The organism is Nitrososphaera sp. (genome assembly GCF_036397675.1).
Classification (GTDB): Archaea; Thermoproteota; Nitrososphaeria; order Nitrososphaerales; family Nitrososphaeraceae; genus Nitrososphaera.
In genome coordinates this window covers 1-14604 of sequence record NZ_DASWIL010000017.1, presented here as the reverse complement: position 1 = coordinate 14604, position 14604 = coordinate 1, and the positions used below count along the sequence as shown (strand labels likewise).

Annotated in this window: 14 protein-coding genes; 7 read left to right on the top strand and 7 right to left on the bottom strand. The window is 54.5% G+C overall.

Translation table 11 applies throughout. The features are described from left to right. The 3 genes from ilvN to VGA14_RS03085 are packed head-to-tail and all read left to right on the top strand — an operon-like array spanning position 1 to position 3042. On the top strand, positions 1-501 hold the full coding sequence (gene ilvN / locus VGA14_RS03095) for an acetolactate synthase small subunit (RefSeq protein ID WP_331002281.1): 501 nt from the start codon (positions 1-3) through the stop codon (positions 499-501). After that, the gene (locus tag VGA14_RS03090; protein WP_331002280.1) at positions 501-2006 is read left to right on the top strand and encodes a 2-isopropylmalate synthase; all 1506 of its coding nucleotides are present in this window, start codon (positions 501-503) and stop codon (positions 2004-2006) included. The genes ilvN and VGA14_RS03090 overlap by 1 nt, the downstream gene beginning before the upstream one ends. A 10-nt stretch (positions 2007-2016) precedes the next feature. Continuing rightward, complete coding sequence (locus VGA14_RS03085) at positions 2017-3042, top strand: isocitrate/isopropylmalate dehydrogenase family protein (RefSeq protein WP_331002279.1); 1026 nt, start codon at positions 2017-2019, stop codon at positions 3040-3042. Here the strand turns inward: VGA14_RS03085 and VGA14_RS03080 are convergent. Beyond that, complete coding sequence (locus VGA14_RS03080) at positions 3039-3413, bottom strand: hypothetical protein (protein ID WP_331002278.1); 375 nt, start codon at positions 3411-3413, stop codon at positions 3039-3041. The genes VGA14_RS03085 and VGA14_RS03080 overlap by 4 nt on opposite strands. Before the next feature lie 229 nt (positions 3414-3642). On the opposite strand from VGA14_RS03080, the gene carA reads away from it, so the two are divergent. Both carA and carB read left to right on the top strand, forming a co-directional pair. Continuing rightward, positions 3643-4851 carry a glutamine-hydrolyzing carbamoyl-phosphate synthase small subunit gene (gene carA / locus VGA14_RS03075; protein ID WP_331002277.1) on the top strand — a complete coding sequence of 403 codons (1209 nt, stop codon included), beginning with the start codon at positions 3643-3645 and terminating at the stop codon, positions 4849-4851. After that, entirely contained in the window at positions 4838-8095 is a 3258-nt protein-coding gene (gene carB, locus VGA14_RS03070; RefSeq protein ID WP_331002276.1) for a carbamoyl-phosphate synthase (glutamine-hydrolyzing) large subunit, read from the top strand. Before carA ends, carB begins: the two co-directional genes overlap by 14 nt. On the opposite strand, the gene VGA14_RS03065 is transcribed toward carB, so the two are convergent. After that, the gene (locus VGA14_RS03065) at positions 8096-8845 is read right to left on the bottom strand and encodes a metallophosphoesterase (protein WP_331002275.1); all 750 of its coding nucleotides are present in this window, start codon (positions 8843-8845) and stop codon (positions 8096-8098) included. It abuts the gene before it with no gap. Between the two features lie 34 nt (positions 8846-8879). Between VGA14_RS03065 and VGA14_RS03060 the strand changes: the two genes are divergently transcribed. Further along, on the top strand, positions 8880-9182 hold the full coding sequence (locus VGA14_RS03060) for a hypothetical protein (protein ID WP_331002274.1): 303 nt from the start codon (positions 8880-8882) through the stop codon (positions 9180-9182). Between the two features lie 33 nt (positions 9183-9215). After that, a complete protein-coding gene (gene purD, locus VGA14_RS03055; RefSeq protein WP_331002273.1) occupies positions 9216-10499 on the top strand; it encodes a phosphoribosylamine--glycine ligase in 1284 nt (427 codons plus the stop codon). Here the strand turns inward: purD and VGA14_RS03050 are convergent. The 5 genes from VGA14_RS03050 to VGA14_RS03030 all read right to left on the bottom strand — a co-directional run. Beyond that, a complete protein-coding gene (locus VGA14_RS03050; protein ID WP_331002272.1) occupies positions 10496-11047 on the bottom strand; it encodes a 5-formyltetrahydrofolate cyclo-ligase in 552 nt (183 codons plus the stop codon). The genes purD and VGA14_RS03050 overlap by 4 nt on opposite strands. 9 nt (positions 11048-11056) lie before the next feature. Further along, complete coding sequence (locus VGA14_RS03045) at positions 11057-11917, bottom strand: bifunctional 5,10-methylenetetrahydrofolate dehydrogenase/5,10-methenyltetrahydrofolate cyclohydrolase (protein ID WP_331002271.1); 861 nt, start codon at positions 11915-11917, stop codon at positions 11057-11059. Positions 11918-12167: 250 nt separating this feature from the next. Next, positions 12168-12764 (bottom strand): hypothetical protein, encoded by a 597-nt coding sequence (locus tag VGA14_RS03040; RefSeq protein WP_331002270.1) that lies wholly within the window; start codon positions 12762-12764, stop codon positions 12168-12170. Between the two features lie 259 nt (positions 12765-13023). Continuing rightward, positions 13024-14199, bottom strand: coding sequence for a glycosyltransferase (locus VGA14_RS03035; protein ID WP_331002269.1), 1176 nt, complete (start codon positions 14197-14199; stop codon positions 13024-13026). 19 nt (positions 14200-14218) lie between these two features. After that, positions 14219-14604, bottom strand: a 386-nt coding sequence (locus tag VGA14_RS03030; protein ID WP_331002268.1) for a hypothetical protein, incomplete at its 5' end; no start/stop codon positions are given.

Here is a 14604-nt window from a genome sequence, read left to right as displayed (position 1 = left end):
ATGTCTGGGAACGGCGGATGGTACATTGTCTCGGCGCTTGTGGAGAACAAGCCCGGCGTGCTCTTTAGGGTCACTAACTTGTTCAGGGCACGCAGCTTCAACATCGAGTCGATAACGGTTGGCACGACGGAGCAGCAGGACCTCTCGCGGATGACCATAACCACAAACAGCGACGAGCGCACTCTTGATCAGTTGGTCAAGCAGCTCAGGAAATTAATAGACGTAGTAGAAGTCAAGGTGCTGGACCTCGACAAGGCAGTTTACAGGGAATTGGCGCTCATCAAGATGAGGGCAGTCGACCCCACGACGAGGAGCGAGATACTCAACTATGCCAGCATATTCCGGGGAAACATCATCGACATAGGCAAGGAGACTATCACAGTCGAGATAACTGGCACGCCGGACAAGATAGATGCGTTTAAGAATCTGGTGGAACAATACGGTATTGCCCAGCTGGCAAGGACCGGCGTTTCGGCGTTGCCCAGGGGGACTGAACTTTGATGGAAGAAAAGGTAAGGATTTTCGACACCACGCTTCGTGACGGAGAGCAGACGCCAGGCGTGACAGTCACGCCGGAGCAAAAGATCCAGATTGCTTCGAGGTTGAGCGACCTTGGCGTAGACGTAATCGAGGCCGGCTTCCCCATAGTCTCGCACGGCGAGATGCGCGCCATCAAGGCGATAGCAAACAACGGGCTGAAAGCAGAGGTCTGCGGCCTTGCGCGGGCAACCGACGCGGACATAGACGCTGCGATAAACTGCGGCTTGAAGTACGTCCACACGTTCATCGCAACGTCAGACATCCACATGAAGTTCAAGCTAAAGATGACAAGGGAGCAGGTGCTGGAGCACGCGGTGCACGCAGTCGAATATGCGAAAAAGCACGGCCTGAGAGTAGAGTTTTCTGCAGAGGACGCGACTCGGTCTGACAGGCCGTTTTTGCTCGAAGTGTTCAGGGCGGTAGAACAGGCGGGCGCAGACAGGCTTGATATACCGGACACCGTCGGCTATGCCACGCCGCAGTACATCACCCAGATAGTAAACGACGTCAAAACAGTGACAAAACTTCCAATAAGCATGCACTGCCACGATGACTTTGGGCTTGCGGTGGCAAACTCGCTAGCGGGCATAAACGCGGGTGCGGCGTGCGCGCACGTAACGATAAACGGCCTTGGCGAGCGCGCTGGGAACGCATCGCTCGAGGAATTCGTGATGGCGCTCCAGTGCCTCTACGAGAAAAAGCACAACATCAAGACGCAGATGCTCTATGAAACTTCGAGGTTCGTGGCAAACACGATGGGAATCGTGGTCCAGCCCAACAAGGCCATAATTGGCGAGAACGCCTTCGGCCATGAGTCCGGCATCCACACCCACGGCATACTCAACAACCCGCTCACCTATGAGCCTATCAGCCCCGAGCTTGTCGGCAGGAAGCGCTGGCTCCAGGCGGGCAAGCACGCGGGCGCGCACGGCATAAACGCCATGCTTGCGGAGTTTGGCATCACGCCAACGGACGAGCAGCTGAAGACCATAGTGGAAAATCAAAAGAACATCGCAGACAAGGGCAAGGCCATTACTACAGCAGACCTGCTCTCAATAGCAGGAGAGGTCATGCACAACCCACAGTTCGAGGAAAAGTTCAAGCTGTATGATTTTCACATAGTGACCGGCATGAACATCATACCCACGGCAGTAGTCAGGCTCAACGCGGAAGGAAAGGACCTGATATCGTCAGAGACAGGCGTGGGCCCTGTCGACGCGGCACTAAAGGCGATTCAGAAAATCGCGGCCGACGTTGCAAGCATCAAAATACGCGAATACAAGCTTGACTCTATATCCGGCGGCTCTGACGCGCTTGCAGAAGTCTCAGTAAAAGTGGAGGACAAGAACGGCAACATCGTCTCTGCGCGCAAGGCAAACGAGGACATCGTCGTAGCGTCGGTAGAGGCCATGATGGACGCAATAAACAAGGTGCTTTTGAAGAAGGTCCTGTACTCAAAGAGCTAGGCGCAGCAGTTTGACCAAATACGACGTTTCACTCATCACAGGCGACGGCATAGGCCCAGAGCTTGCGGCGGCGGCAAAGAAGATACTCGAGAAAATAAACGACAACTCTTCCACGAAATTCTCCATAAGCGAACTGGAGGCAGGTGACGCGGCGCTCAAAAAACACGGGAGGGCGCTTCCCGAGTCCACGGTTGACGCCGTCAAGAAATCGCAGGCGTGCCTGAAGGCGCCCGTGGGCGAGAGCGCGGCAGACGTCATCATCGTGCTCAGGCGGATGTTCGACCTCTACGCAAACGTGAGGCCGGCCAAGTCGTACCCTAACATCCCGTCGCTCTCAAGCAACGTTGATCTGGTGACGGTCAGGGAGAACACTGAAGACCTCTACCTAGGGTGGGAGTTCAACGCCGACGAGGATACGGTGGTGGCTCTCCGCGTGACTTCAAAAAAGGCGTCGCAGAGAATTGCCGAGTATGCGTTCAGGACCGCGGAAATGCGCAACGGCAAGCGCAGGGTGGTCGCCGTCCACAAGGCAAATGTGATGCGTAAAGGCGACGGGCTCTTTGCCTCCGTGTGCAGGCAGGTCGCAAAAAGATACCCCAAGATACAGTACAGCGAGCTCTACGTAGACGCCGCGTCGATGAACCTGATACGCAACCCGGACGAGTTTGACGTCATTGTCACCACGAACTTGTTTGGCGACATACTCTCAGACGAGGCCGCGCAGGTTGTGGGAGGTCTCGGCATGGGTCCGGCGGCAAACATCGGCAAGGGCTTTGCGCTTTTTGAGCCCGTTCACGGGGCCGCGTTTGACATAGCTGGCAAGAACGTGGCTAACCCGTCGTCCATCCTGTTGTCGGCAAAGATGATGGCAGAGTGGCTTGCAGACAAGAACGGCGACGCCAAAGTAGCGGCTGAAGGAAAGCGCATAGAAGATGGCATAGTGAAACTTCTTGCCAAGAACCAAAAGACAAAGGACATCGGCGGCAGGCTGACGACGACAGAGTTTGCAGAGCTTGTAGCCAGGTCGATGTACTAACCTGGCGACCTCTTTTGCCAGGCTATCATCATGAATACGAATGGTATGGTCATGACTGCGGTCGCTATCAGCACGGGCTGCAGTATTGACATCAACACGTCTTCGGGGTAGCCGCCCAAGTTCAGGAACGGGAATGGAAAGATTGCAAACAACCAGAACCCGCCCAGCACCCCAAATACCATCTTGTTGCGCCTGACGACTGCAAGGGCGCTTATCTTGGTCACGCCCTTCCGCTCGCAAGTCACGCACTTTGTTGTCCTCCTGCTACCGGTTACGTCCGATGCCATGATGCAGGAAGTGCATGTGTGCTTTTGGCAAAAGTAGCACATTTTTGAAGCAAAGCGCGAGCCGCAGACGGAGCAGTCTGCCATGAGAGCAAGTTGGTGTTCTTGCAATATTAGCTTGTCGCCAATAAGGCTTTGCGTAAAAAGTCGCTTTTGAAGCCGATTTCTTGAACAAACGGCTTACTTTTTACACAAGAGGCACTTTCTACACAAAGCCCGCCATTAAGCAAAACTTAAATTCCCTGATCAAAGCAGTTGGTGAGGGTCAAAAATTCCGACACTTCAAAGGACCTACAGTGGCTGCGCCGCCAAGCTGATGCTTGAAGACGGCACTGTTTTTGATGGAGTGGGTTTTGGGTATCCGTCCGAAATAGCAGGAGAGGTCGTCTTTAACACCGGCATGGTCGGATACACCGAGACCCTGACAGACCCTTCGTACAGGGGACAGATACTGTGCATGACCTACCCTCTTGTTGGCAACTATGGAGTGCCGAGCTTCGACGTCAAGGACGAATATGGCATGCCCAAGTTCTTCGAGTCAGACCACATACAGGTAAAGGCGCTTTTGATACACGACCTGTCTGACGTGGCAAGTCACTGGAGCGCCGTAAAGACCCTGGACCAGTGGCTGTACGAGGAAAAGGTGCCGGGTATATACGGCATAGACACGCGTGCGTTAACAAAGAAGCTCCGGGTGAGCGGAGTCATGATGGGCGCTATCATAGTTTCCAAGGAACCGGTGGACGAAGCGCGCCTGAAAAAGCTGGTCACAGGCGCCAAGTACGAGGGACTCAACTTCATGTCTGAGGTCTCGACTGAGGGGCCACAAGAGTACGGAGACAAGGATAGGGACTGCATCGCGGTAATAGACACGGGCGTAAAGTACAGCATCATACGAAACATCGTCCGCACCGGCTACAGGGTTGTGCGCCTGCCCTGGGATGTGACCTACGAGAAGGTCATGTCGTATGACCCAAAGGGCGTCGTGATTAGCAACGGACCGGGCGACCCCAAGGTCTGCAAGGGCACCATAAAGACCGCCGCTAAATTGATCAAGACGGCGACTCCGACGCTCGGGATCTGCCTCGGGAACCAGATACTGGCGCTTGCAGGCGGCGCAAATACCTACAAGTTGAGATTCGGTCACAGGGGACAGAACAAGCCCTGTGTCGATTTGCGCAGCAACTTAGCCTACGTCACCAGCCAGAACCACGGCTACGGCATCGACCCAAAGAGCCTGAAGGGGACGGGCTTCAAGGTGTGGTTTTCCAATGCCGACGACGACACGGTAGAGGGCATCGAGCACTCGAGCAAGCCGGTGATTGCAGTCCAGTTCCACCCCGAGGCGTCTCCGGGGCCGTACGACTGCATGTTCGTGTTTGACAGATTCAAGGAGATAATCAAGTCAGGCGTGATGATGAAAGCCAAGGTGCCCAAGCCCAAGAAGGCAACCAAAACAAAAACAAAAACAAAAACAAAAACAAAAACAAGACCAAGAAAGGTGAAAAAGGATGCCAAAAGATGAGTCAATAAAGAAAGTCCTTGTGCTTGGCAGCGGCGCGATAAAGATAGGGGAGGCAGGCGAGTTTGACTACTCTGGATCGCAGTGCCTCAAGGCGCTTGCGGAAGAAGGTATCAAGAGCGTGCTCATAAACCCCAACATCGCCACCATCCAGACAGACACGAGGTTTGCCGACAGGGTCTACCCCATACCCATCGATACCGCGTATGCCGAGAAGGTGATAAAGGAAGAAAAACCCGACTCGATAATGCTGGGCTTTGGCGGCCAGACCGCGCTCAACTGCGGCGTCGCGCTGCATGAGCAAGGGATACTTGAAAAATACAACGTCAGGGTGCTTGGCACGCAGATAGACGGCATAAAGGTGACGGAGGACAGGCAGCTGTTCAAGGATACAATGGCAGAGAGCGACGTGCCGGTGCTGCAAAGTCATGCCGTCAACTCGCTGAAAGAGGCGCAGGAGGCCGCTGAAGAGATAGGATACCCGGTCATAATCCGCGTAGCCTACACGCTTGGCGGCAGGGGCGGGGGCGTCGCGTACAACGAGATAGAGCTGCAGGACATTGCCCAGCGCGGTCTCAACCTCAGCATCGTCCACCAGATCCTGATTGAAAGGTACGTGGGCCACTGGAAGCAGATAGAGTATGAGGTGATGCGCGACTACAACGGCAACAGCGTCATTGTCTGCAACATGGAAAACGTGCTTGCGATGCGCGTCCACACCGGTGACAACATCGTCATTGCGCCATCGCAGACGCTCAACAACTACGAGTACCATATGCTCCGCTCCGCCGCGATAAGGGCGGTGAGCCACTGCGGAATAGTCGGCGAATGCAACATCCAGTACGCGCTCGACCCGCTTTCCGAACAATACACTGCAATAGAGATAAACGCTAGGCTTTCAAGGTCGTCGGCTCTTGCGAGCAAGGCCACCGGCTATCCGCTTGCCTACATGGCTGCAAAGATAGGCCTCGGCTACACCCTGCCGGAGCTCCTGAACAGGATAACCAAGGTAACTACGGCGTGCTTTGAGCCCTCGCTGGACTACTGCGTCCTCAAGATGCCCAGGTGGGACTTCTCCAAATTCGAGGGCGTCAAGCGCAGGCTGGGCTCCGCCATGAAGTCTGTAGGCGAGGTGATGGCGATTGGCAGGAACTTTGAAGAGGTACTGCAAAAGGCGATAAGGATGTCTGCGATAGGCAGGGACGGCCTTGTAGCAAACGGCAAGGACTCGTATTCTGAAAAGGACATCGAAAGGATAGAAGATGGGCTCCTGCGGCCAGACGACGAGATAATCTATGCCGTGGTACAGGCCATGAAGGCGGGCCTTTCAATCGACCGCATATACCAGTTATCAGCGATAGACCCGTGGTTCCTTGCAAAGATAAAGAACATCATCGAAATGGAGGAGCGGCTGAAAAAGCAGGCCGGCTTTGATGCAGGCACCATCAGGGAAGCAAAAAAGCTTGGATTTTCCGACGCGCAGGTTGCCCGGTGCCTGAAATCTGACGAGATGCAGGTGCGCGCCCTTCGCGAAAAGAACGGCATAGTCCCGGCGCTCAAGCAGATAGACACCCTGGCGGCGGAATGGCCGGCCAAGACGAACTACCTCTACCTGACGTACGGCGGCAACGAAGATGACGTCGTCGTCGTCAAAAACACCAAGGAAAGCAGGATAATAGTGCTTGGCGCAGGCCCGTACAGGATCGGCAGTTCGGTCGAGTTTGACTGGGGCACCGTGAACATGGTCTGGGGGCTCAAGGAAAACGGCGTCAAGGAGGTATCGGTAATCAACTGCAACCCCGAAACTGTCTCGACCGACTATGACATCTGCGACAGGCTGTATTTCGAAGAGCTGACGCTGGAGCGCGTGCTTGACATATGCGACAAGGAAAACCCGACAGGCATAGTGACTTGCGTGGGCGGCCAAACTGCAAACAACCTGACGCCCAAACTTGCCAAGAGCGGCATCAGGATAATAGGCACCTCAAGTGATGACGTCGACAGGGCCGAGGACAGGGCCAAGTTCGGCAAGCTGCTCGACATGCTTGGAATAGGGCAGCCGGCCTGGAGGCAGTTCACAAACCTTGCAGAGGCAGAAGAGTTTGCAGAGACCGTCGGCTACCCCGTCCTTGTCAGGCCGTCGTACGTCCTGTCGGGGGCGGCCATGAAGGTGGTGTGGGCGGCAGACCAGCTGGAGCGCTTCCTGACAGACGCCACAAACGTCAACCCCGAGCACCCCGTCGTTATAAGCAAGTTCTTGCAGGACGCGGCCGAAGTCGAGGTGGACGCTGTGTGCGACGGCAAGGAAGTGATAATTGGCTCGATAATAGAGCATATCGACAACGCCGGCGTGCATTCGGGCGACGCTATGATGAGCATACCACCCTGGAGGCTTGACAGGCGCATAATTGATACCGTAGCAGACTACTCCGCCAAGATAGGCAGGGCGCTCAACGTCAAGGGCCCGTTCAACATCCAGTTCCTGGTCAAGGACGAGCAGGTGATGGTCATAGAGGCAAACGTGCGCGCGTCCCGGTCCATGCCCTTTGTGTCAAAGTTTGCCGGCGTCAACCTCATCAACTTGGCGGCGAGGGCGATACTTGGCAGGCCGTTCCCGGCCAAGGCCCACGACCTGTGGCTCAAGCCGCACGGCTTTGGGGTCAAGGTGCCCCAGTTCTCGTTCATGCAGCTGGAAGGCTCGGACATCGTCCTTGGAGTCGAGATGCAGTCGACAGGCGAGGTCGCATGCTTTGGCGCAAGTTTCTACGACGCGCTGTCAAAGGCGTACATGGCAGCAGGATATTCTCTGCCACTGTCCGGCTCGGTGCTGATAACAATAGGCGGGCAGAAGAACAAGCAGAAACTGCTCCCGCTGATATCGATGCTGTCTTCGATGGATTTCAAGATACTTGCAACAGAGCACACGGCCGAGTTCATGGAGAACAACCGCGTGAAAGATGTTCAGCTAGTGCACAAGATAAGCGAGCCGGACCGCAAGCCCAACATCGTAGACATGCTCTTTGAGCGCAAGCTTGACTTTATCGTCAACATACCGGCGACAGCCACGCTTGAAAAGTATGTGGACATGCTGCAGGACGAGTACCTGATACGCCGAAAGGCTGTCGAGATGGGAGTGCCGGTCCTGACGACGGTCGAGTCTGCCAGCTCGTTCATCAAGACGCTCCAGTGGCTGCGCGAAAACACGCCGACCCTGGCACCGCTCCGCAGTTATGTGAAGCTGGACTAACTAGAAAGCGCAAGCAAGAACCGACTCGTCGCCAACTATAGATCCGTCAAGCGTGGCCACGACGCACTTTTGTAGTGAATCAGGGTTTGCAGTCACGCGCGACATTATCGGCGACGTTGACCTGTGTGATCCGCGCCCTTCCGCGTACAGATATTTGTTAAAGGAAGGCACGATGACTATCTCTAGCGAACCCTGCTCTGTAAACACTGCCTCCTTTTTCACCAGCAGGGACATCCAGACGCGCTGACCGTAGACGACGCTCCCCCTCTTCAAAAAGACAGGGTGCAGGTGACCCATCACAATACGGCTGACATGAGAGCGGACGTCTGAAGGCAGGCTGTGGCCGTGCAGGAAAAGCGTGTCTTCGATAACCATTCCCTTGCTGCCAATGACGTTGACAGAATCAGGAACAAGGTGGCGGATGCTGCCGTCGTGGTTCCCCGGCACGAAGTAGACGTCTGCTGCTGACGACAATTTCTTGAAAAAACGCGGTACGTCGTCCCACTCCTGTCTGCTTATCGAGCCGATGGTGTTTTTCACGTCGCCCAAAAGCACGAGCCCGTCCGCGCCTTCAGACGTGACAAGCGACAGGAGCTCGTCCTGCATCTCCATAACTAGGCTCGACTTTACCGTAATGCCCTTGCCGCCAAGCTCCGACTCTAGTCCGATGTGCAGGTCTGACACTGCCACGTACTTTTTCTTGCCTTCAAGCAAGAGCGCGGCGTGAGGGTGCAACGGGCGGACCTTCACGCAGGTTTTATACCGCTTCAAGCAAATAAACCGCGTGGAAAAAGCCGCAGATACCGTTGCGGCAGGCAGCGTGAAACTTCACGTCTTCATGCCGAGCGGCAAAAAGCTGTGGACCGTAGTTGGCAGGAAGGGGGAGTACTGGGTCGACCCGGAGCTCTCGTTCTGCTCCTGCAAGGACTATTACTTTGTCACGCTCTCTGGGGGGGCGCCCTGCTACCACATAAAAAGCGTCGAAAAGGCGATCGAAGAGGGAATGGAAGCGCTCGAGTTTTCCGACGACGATTATGCAGGATTCTTGCAGGCACTTGCAGGTGAAGCCGAAAACGCGCTTCACTGAAACAATTTATTATCGAGCTTGTCTACCCGTGCCGTGTCAGACACAGTTCTGGTTATCGGCTCTGGTGGCAGGGAGCACGCCCTTGGATGGAAGCTGTCACAGAGCCCGCGAGTCAAAAAGATCTACCACGCGCCGGGGAACGGTGGCACCTCTGAAAACGTTGGCATCAGGCACAACGACGTCGGGGGCCTTGTGAATTTTGCGAAAAAGCTAGGCGTGGACTGCCTTGCGGTGGTGGGCCCTGAAGAGTCGCTGTCGCTTGGCGTTGTCGACGCCTTTGCAAGGGAGGGCCTCAGGATCTTTGGGCCCACGAAACAGGCGGCTATGCTGGAATCAAGCAAGGTGTTTGCCAAAGAGTTCATGAAAAGCGCCGGGATTCCGACCGCCGCGTTTGCGACTTTTTCTGACGCGCGCAAAGCCAAGGACTACATCAAAGGCCAAGAAGGACCGCTGGTGGTCAAGGCCGATGGCCTTGCGGCCGGCAAGGGAGTCATCGTTTGCAACAACGCGGCTGAAGCACTTGAGGCGATAGACAGCATAATGGTCAGAAAAGGGTTTGGCACGGCCGGCGCAAGCGTTGTTGTTGAGGAGAGGCTGTCAGGCGAAGAAGCGTCATTTATCGCGCTATGCGACGGGAAAACCATAATGCCGCTTGCCTCAAGCCAGGACCACAAGCGCGTGTTTGATGGCGACAAAGGTCCCAACACGGGCGGCATGGGTGCGTACTCGCCGGCCCCGGTTGTGGATGAAAAACTTCACGACATGATATTAAATAGGATTATGGAGCCGGTGGTGAAAAAGATGCAAGCGCACAAGACGCCGTTTGTCGGGTTCCTTTATGCAGGAATTATGGTCAACGAAAAGACAGGCGAGCCTTCTGTGCTTGAATTCAACGCGCGCATGGGCGACCCCGAGTGCCAGCCGATTGTGATGCGCATGAAGTCCGATCTTTACGAATACATCGATGCGGCAGTGGGCGGCAGGCTCGGCTCGATGCCCCCCATAGAGTGGCACGACCAGACAGCTGTGTGTGTAGTGATGGCCTCACGCGGCTATCCGGGAAGCTACAAGAAAGGCGAGATGATAGAGGGCCTCGGCTCGGACTTTGGACCCGACACGATGGTGTTCCACGCAGGCACCGCAAAGGACTCTCAGGGAAACGTCGTTACGGCAGGCGGCAGGGTGCTTGGCGTGACTTCCCTTGGCATTGACGCAAGGCGCGCAATAGACAACGCCTATTCTGCTGTCAGGAAGATAAGGTGGGGTGAGAACGGCCACTATTACAGGACCGACATCGCAAGAAGGGCCATCCACTAAAAGTACGTGATGGCTTCGTCGGTCGCAAGCGCGCCAAGCTTCCTGTCAAACCTGCCCATGGGCAGCCGTTCTACGATCTGAAAGGAATAGGCCAGTCCGACTGAAAACGACGCCTGCCTTTCTGCCAGAAAGCGGTCGTAAAAGCCCTTGCCGTAGCCTATCCTGCACCCTTCTGCGTCAAAAACGATGCCGGGGATCACGATGAGGTCAACCGGGCCTGCAGGACTGGCAGGCGCCGGCTCCATCACGCCAAATCTGCCCTGCACCAGCTCGTCGCCTCCGGTATACTCGTAGAATCTTATACTGTTGCCCTCGGTCCTTGGCAGCGACACTTTCTTTCCCTGCTCCCTTGCGACCTGCGCTATCGCGTCGGTGCGCACCTCTGAGCCCAGTGGATAATACAGGCCGACTGTCCGGGCAGACTGGAACTCGGGGATCTCGATGAGGTGCTTTTGCGCAAGGCGTCCAAGCCTCTCTGCTTCTGTGCCAGCAAGCGAGTTGCGCTTTTCCAGCATGCGGCGTCGGAGCCTTTGCTTTTGCGTGCGCACGTCAGGCAGCTACTGCATCCCTCTTGAAATGGACGCGGCAGAGACAGTGTTTTTCATCAGCATGGCAATTGTCATCGGGCCCACGCCCCCTGGCACGGGCGTTATCCACGAGGCCTTTTCTTTGACGCTATCAAAATCCACGTCGCCGGCCATATTGCCGCCGTGCCTACTTGTGCCCACGTCGATGACGACCGCGCCCTCCTTGACCATGTCGGCCGTCAGCGTGAACCGCCCGCGGTTGCCCACAGCTGTCACTATCAGGTCCCCACCGCGCAGCTTTTCTGCAAGGCCCTTTGTCTTTGAGTGGCAGATAGTGACCGTGGCGTTTCTCTCAAGTAGCATGAACGCAAGGGGCTTGCCCACCAGGTTGCTCCTGTTTAGGATAACTGCGTCCATGCCGGCGACGTCAATCCCGTAGTAGTCGAGAATCTCGATGATGCCGGAAGGCGTGCACGGCTTTAGGTGCGCCATGCCGTTTTGCAGCATCCCGGCGCTGTACGGGGTCAGCCCGTCAACGTCCTTGAGCAAGCTGATGGAACTTGTTATTGCAAACTCGTCGATGTGTTTTGGAAACGGCAATTGCACGAGTATGCCGTGCACTTTTGGATCATTGTTAAGGAGTTGCACAAGGTCGAGGAGTTCCTGCTGCATAAAAGACGCCTTGAGCCTGTGGTCACGCGTGGCAATGCCAAGCTCCTTTGCGGTTTTCTGCTTGCTGCTGACGTAAGTCGCTGACGCGGAGTCATCACCCACGAGTACTGTGGCAAGACAAGGTTGGACGCCCTGCCCCTTCAGCTCATTCACTGCCTTTCTCACCCGCTCCTTTACTACGGCCGACACCTCGAGGCCGCTTAGAATCTTGGCTGGCAAACAGCCATCTAGCCTCGCTTGCCGTATTTGGCTTTTCTGATCATTAGGTCAGACAACGGTAGCAGTTCCATGGGGTCAGACACTCACTCCCTAACTCACTCCCTCTATTTCATCACATCAAGAATCTCCGGATCACTGCATGGCTATCATTCGTTTGTTTTAGGAAGATGACATTTCTCACCAGCTCGGAATGCTCTGGGTGCGATGACATTTGGGACAGGGAGATTTGAGCTGGTTCGCTTTAGCAATGTCACTCTATATACTTTTTCGGATCCACGCCTATAATGTTGCACAATTGGATAAACGCTTGTTCACGTTCTTTGCGTTCACCCGTACTAAACCTAAGGAAGAATGGGCGGTGATTCCAATCAAATGAAGAGTCGGCCTTACCAAAGATGTAAAACAACATCCCTGCGAAATTGACCGCTACAGAGTCCCGTTCTAGCAGACCCCTTAGCAGCGCATCTATTACGCCGGGAGGATGAAAGGTTTCAATCTGATCAAGTGCCTGGGTTAAACCCTCATAGAGATCGGACTGTTCAAGTGCTTCAATCAGAACACGCTCACGGTCTTCGTCAGCACCTCTTGCAAATCGTGAGGCGGCAATTCGAACTTCGAGAGACGGGTGTCTCAGGGCGCTGTTGATTGCCGCTAAAGACCGGGCGGTGTTGATATACTCCAGTGTCTCGAACTTGCGCCAAGGATCCGACTGATTAGAGGAGATGAGCATTTCTGCGATGTAGTCCTTATCGCTCTGCGTCATTTCATCTAGTGCAGTCAAGTCGTATCCTACACCGTCATGCCATTTCTCATAATTCATCTCCATGCTGTCTAGGAATCTTTTCACTGCCAGCCTGCTTTCTGATGTCTTGTCTTCAGGAATGTCGCTGGAAGTTCTATCCGACAGAGTATCTCTTATCTACGTGTATAGACGGGCGTATCTGAAGTTTTCAGGTTTTTCTCTCTCACCAGGAGTCAGAGTGGAGGTAAATCGTTCGACAGTGATCCGCTTGATATGAAGATGGCTGTCAACCATAGTGTTGAACTGATAGCGCCTCATACGTGAAACAGACGGCACGTATTATCGCCACGCGCACAATCCCTATTCACCTTTCTTTCTTTTTCAGGTCCGCCTTGACAACGGAACGATATACTTCAATATGTTGGGTCGCAACGCAATCCCACTTGAGCTTTGACCTGAAAGACCTTACTGCATCAGAATATTGGTCGTAGTTCCTGTCAAGCACGTGTAGAGCTTTAGAAAAATCTCTTGCAGTCCTCTTTGCAGTCACTCCAAGGCCGAGTTCGGCAAATTCCCTGAAAAAGTCTAGGCGCGCTGACACAAAAGGTATGCCATGCCCAAGAGCGTCAAACATGACCCCTGACCCCGCAGTCACCTTGTACGGAAGCAACACCGCGTCGGCAGAAAATAACAGCAATGAAAAGTCCCTTTCAGAAAGATGACCCCGATGCAAATCCACTATGCGGTCTCCGTCAAACTTTGCTTCGAGTGTTTCTACATTGTAGTGGCTTCTTGAGGAATTCACGACGATAATCCATCCCTCCGGAAGATGCATATTTCGCAACATATCCCACCCCTTCGTTATTGTCATGAACCCGACGGCAATGGCGATCCGCTTTTCCGCTGGCAGCGAGAGGCTTGCCCTTGCGCTCTCTTTGTCGATGGGCTCTGGAACTGCAGGCTCCGCGCCGTGATAGATCACATTCCCACCACCGATTCGTTTTGAGAGATATCTTGAGAAGCAAATTCCTGCGCGGCTCCTCCTCAACTTTTCCCTGTTCAACTCGTTAAAGGCCCTGTAGTTCAGAAAATGCTTCCATGTCTTGACGGCGGCCCTTGCAGGTATCCCAACCCTGCCGGTTCGCCCGGTTTTTTTGATTACCGCTGCCATGCTCATCCACTGCTCAAACTTGTACGCGGTGTGAAAGGTTGTCACTATTGGCGTTGTGCATTCCTTGTAGAAAGAATCGATATACGTTCCGCTTTTCTTGGGATTCTTGGAATCCAGTATCAGGCCGTACAGGCCGGGCTCGAACTGGACGTGAACTACGTCGGGCTTTGCCTCTTCGACTATTCTTAGTAGGACTTCAGAATTCCTCGTATTTGTCGGGGCAAGGCCGGAATACTGCCCTCCCGGCCCATCGCACACCACTTCTACGTGTATACCAGCCTTGCGGAGCGCCAGTGTCAGGTTAGCCGTGTACCGCCCGACTCCTCCCAGTAGTGGAGGGTACTCTGTTGACACCATCAGCACTCGCATTTTACGCGGGACTCCTCTCTCACATACGGCCTACTGACTGACCCTGCATCAGCTTGACCAGGCTCTCTCGAAAGCTCTGGAACTGCGCCCTCTTTTCCTCCGTTAACGCATTGTTGGACCTCAACAGTTCTTCAAGCGTATCCAGCTGTAACACTGCCATAGGTAGCATCAGGTCGCGCTCTTTGCCCGGGGCTGCCTTGTACAGATAGGGATTTTCTTCTGTAGCTAATGATTGTTCTATTCGAAACTGCCGTTTTCGGTGTATGTAATGTCCGCCCAAAATGCTCAAGACGGTAAATATCACTGCCGCTATAACCATAAAAACCCAAATGTTCGAGAAGACGTTGAGCGATGGCACACTTTCAAGAACCAGCTTGTACTGGATCGTGATCCAGTTTGTCACAG

What these genes read in the sequence shown, in the direction of transcription:
- ilvN (WP_331002281.1), top strand. Translation starts at nt 1, where the DNA reads ATGTCTGGGAACGGCGGATGGTACATTGTCTCGGCGCTTGTGGAGAAC.
- VGA14_RS03090 (WP_331002280.1), top strand. Translation starts at nt 501, where the DNA reads ATGGAAGAAAAGGTAAGGATTTTCGACACCACGCTTCGTGACGGAGAG.
- VGA14_RS03080 (WP_331002278.1), bottom strand. Translation starts at nt 3,413, where the DNA reads ATGGCAGACTGCTCCGTCTGCGGCTCGCGCTTTGCTTCAAAAATGTGC.
- carA (WP_331002277.1), top strand. Translation starts at nt 3,643, where the DNA reads ATGCTTGAAGACGGCACTGTTTTTGATGGAGTGGGTTTTGGGTATCCG.
- carB (WP_331002276.1), top strand. Translation starts at nt 4,838, where the DNA reads ATGCCAAAAGATGAGTCAATAAAGAAAGTCCTTGTGCTTGGCAGCGGC.
- VGA14_RS03035 (WP_331002269.1), bottom strand. Translation starts at nt 14,199, where the DNA reads ATGCGAGTGCTGATGGTGTCAACAGAGTACCCTCCACTACTGGGAGGA.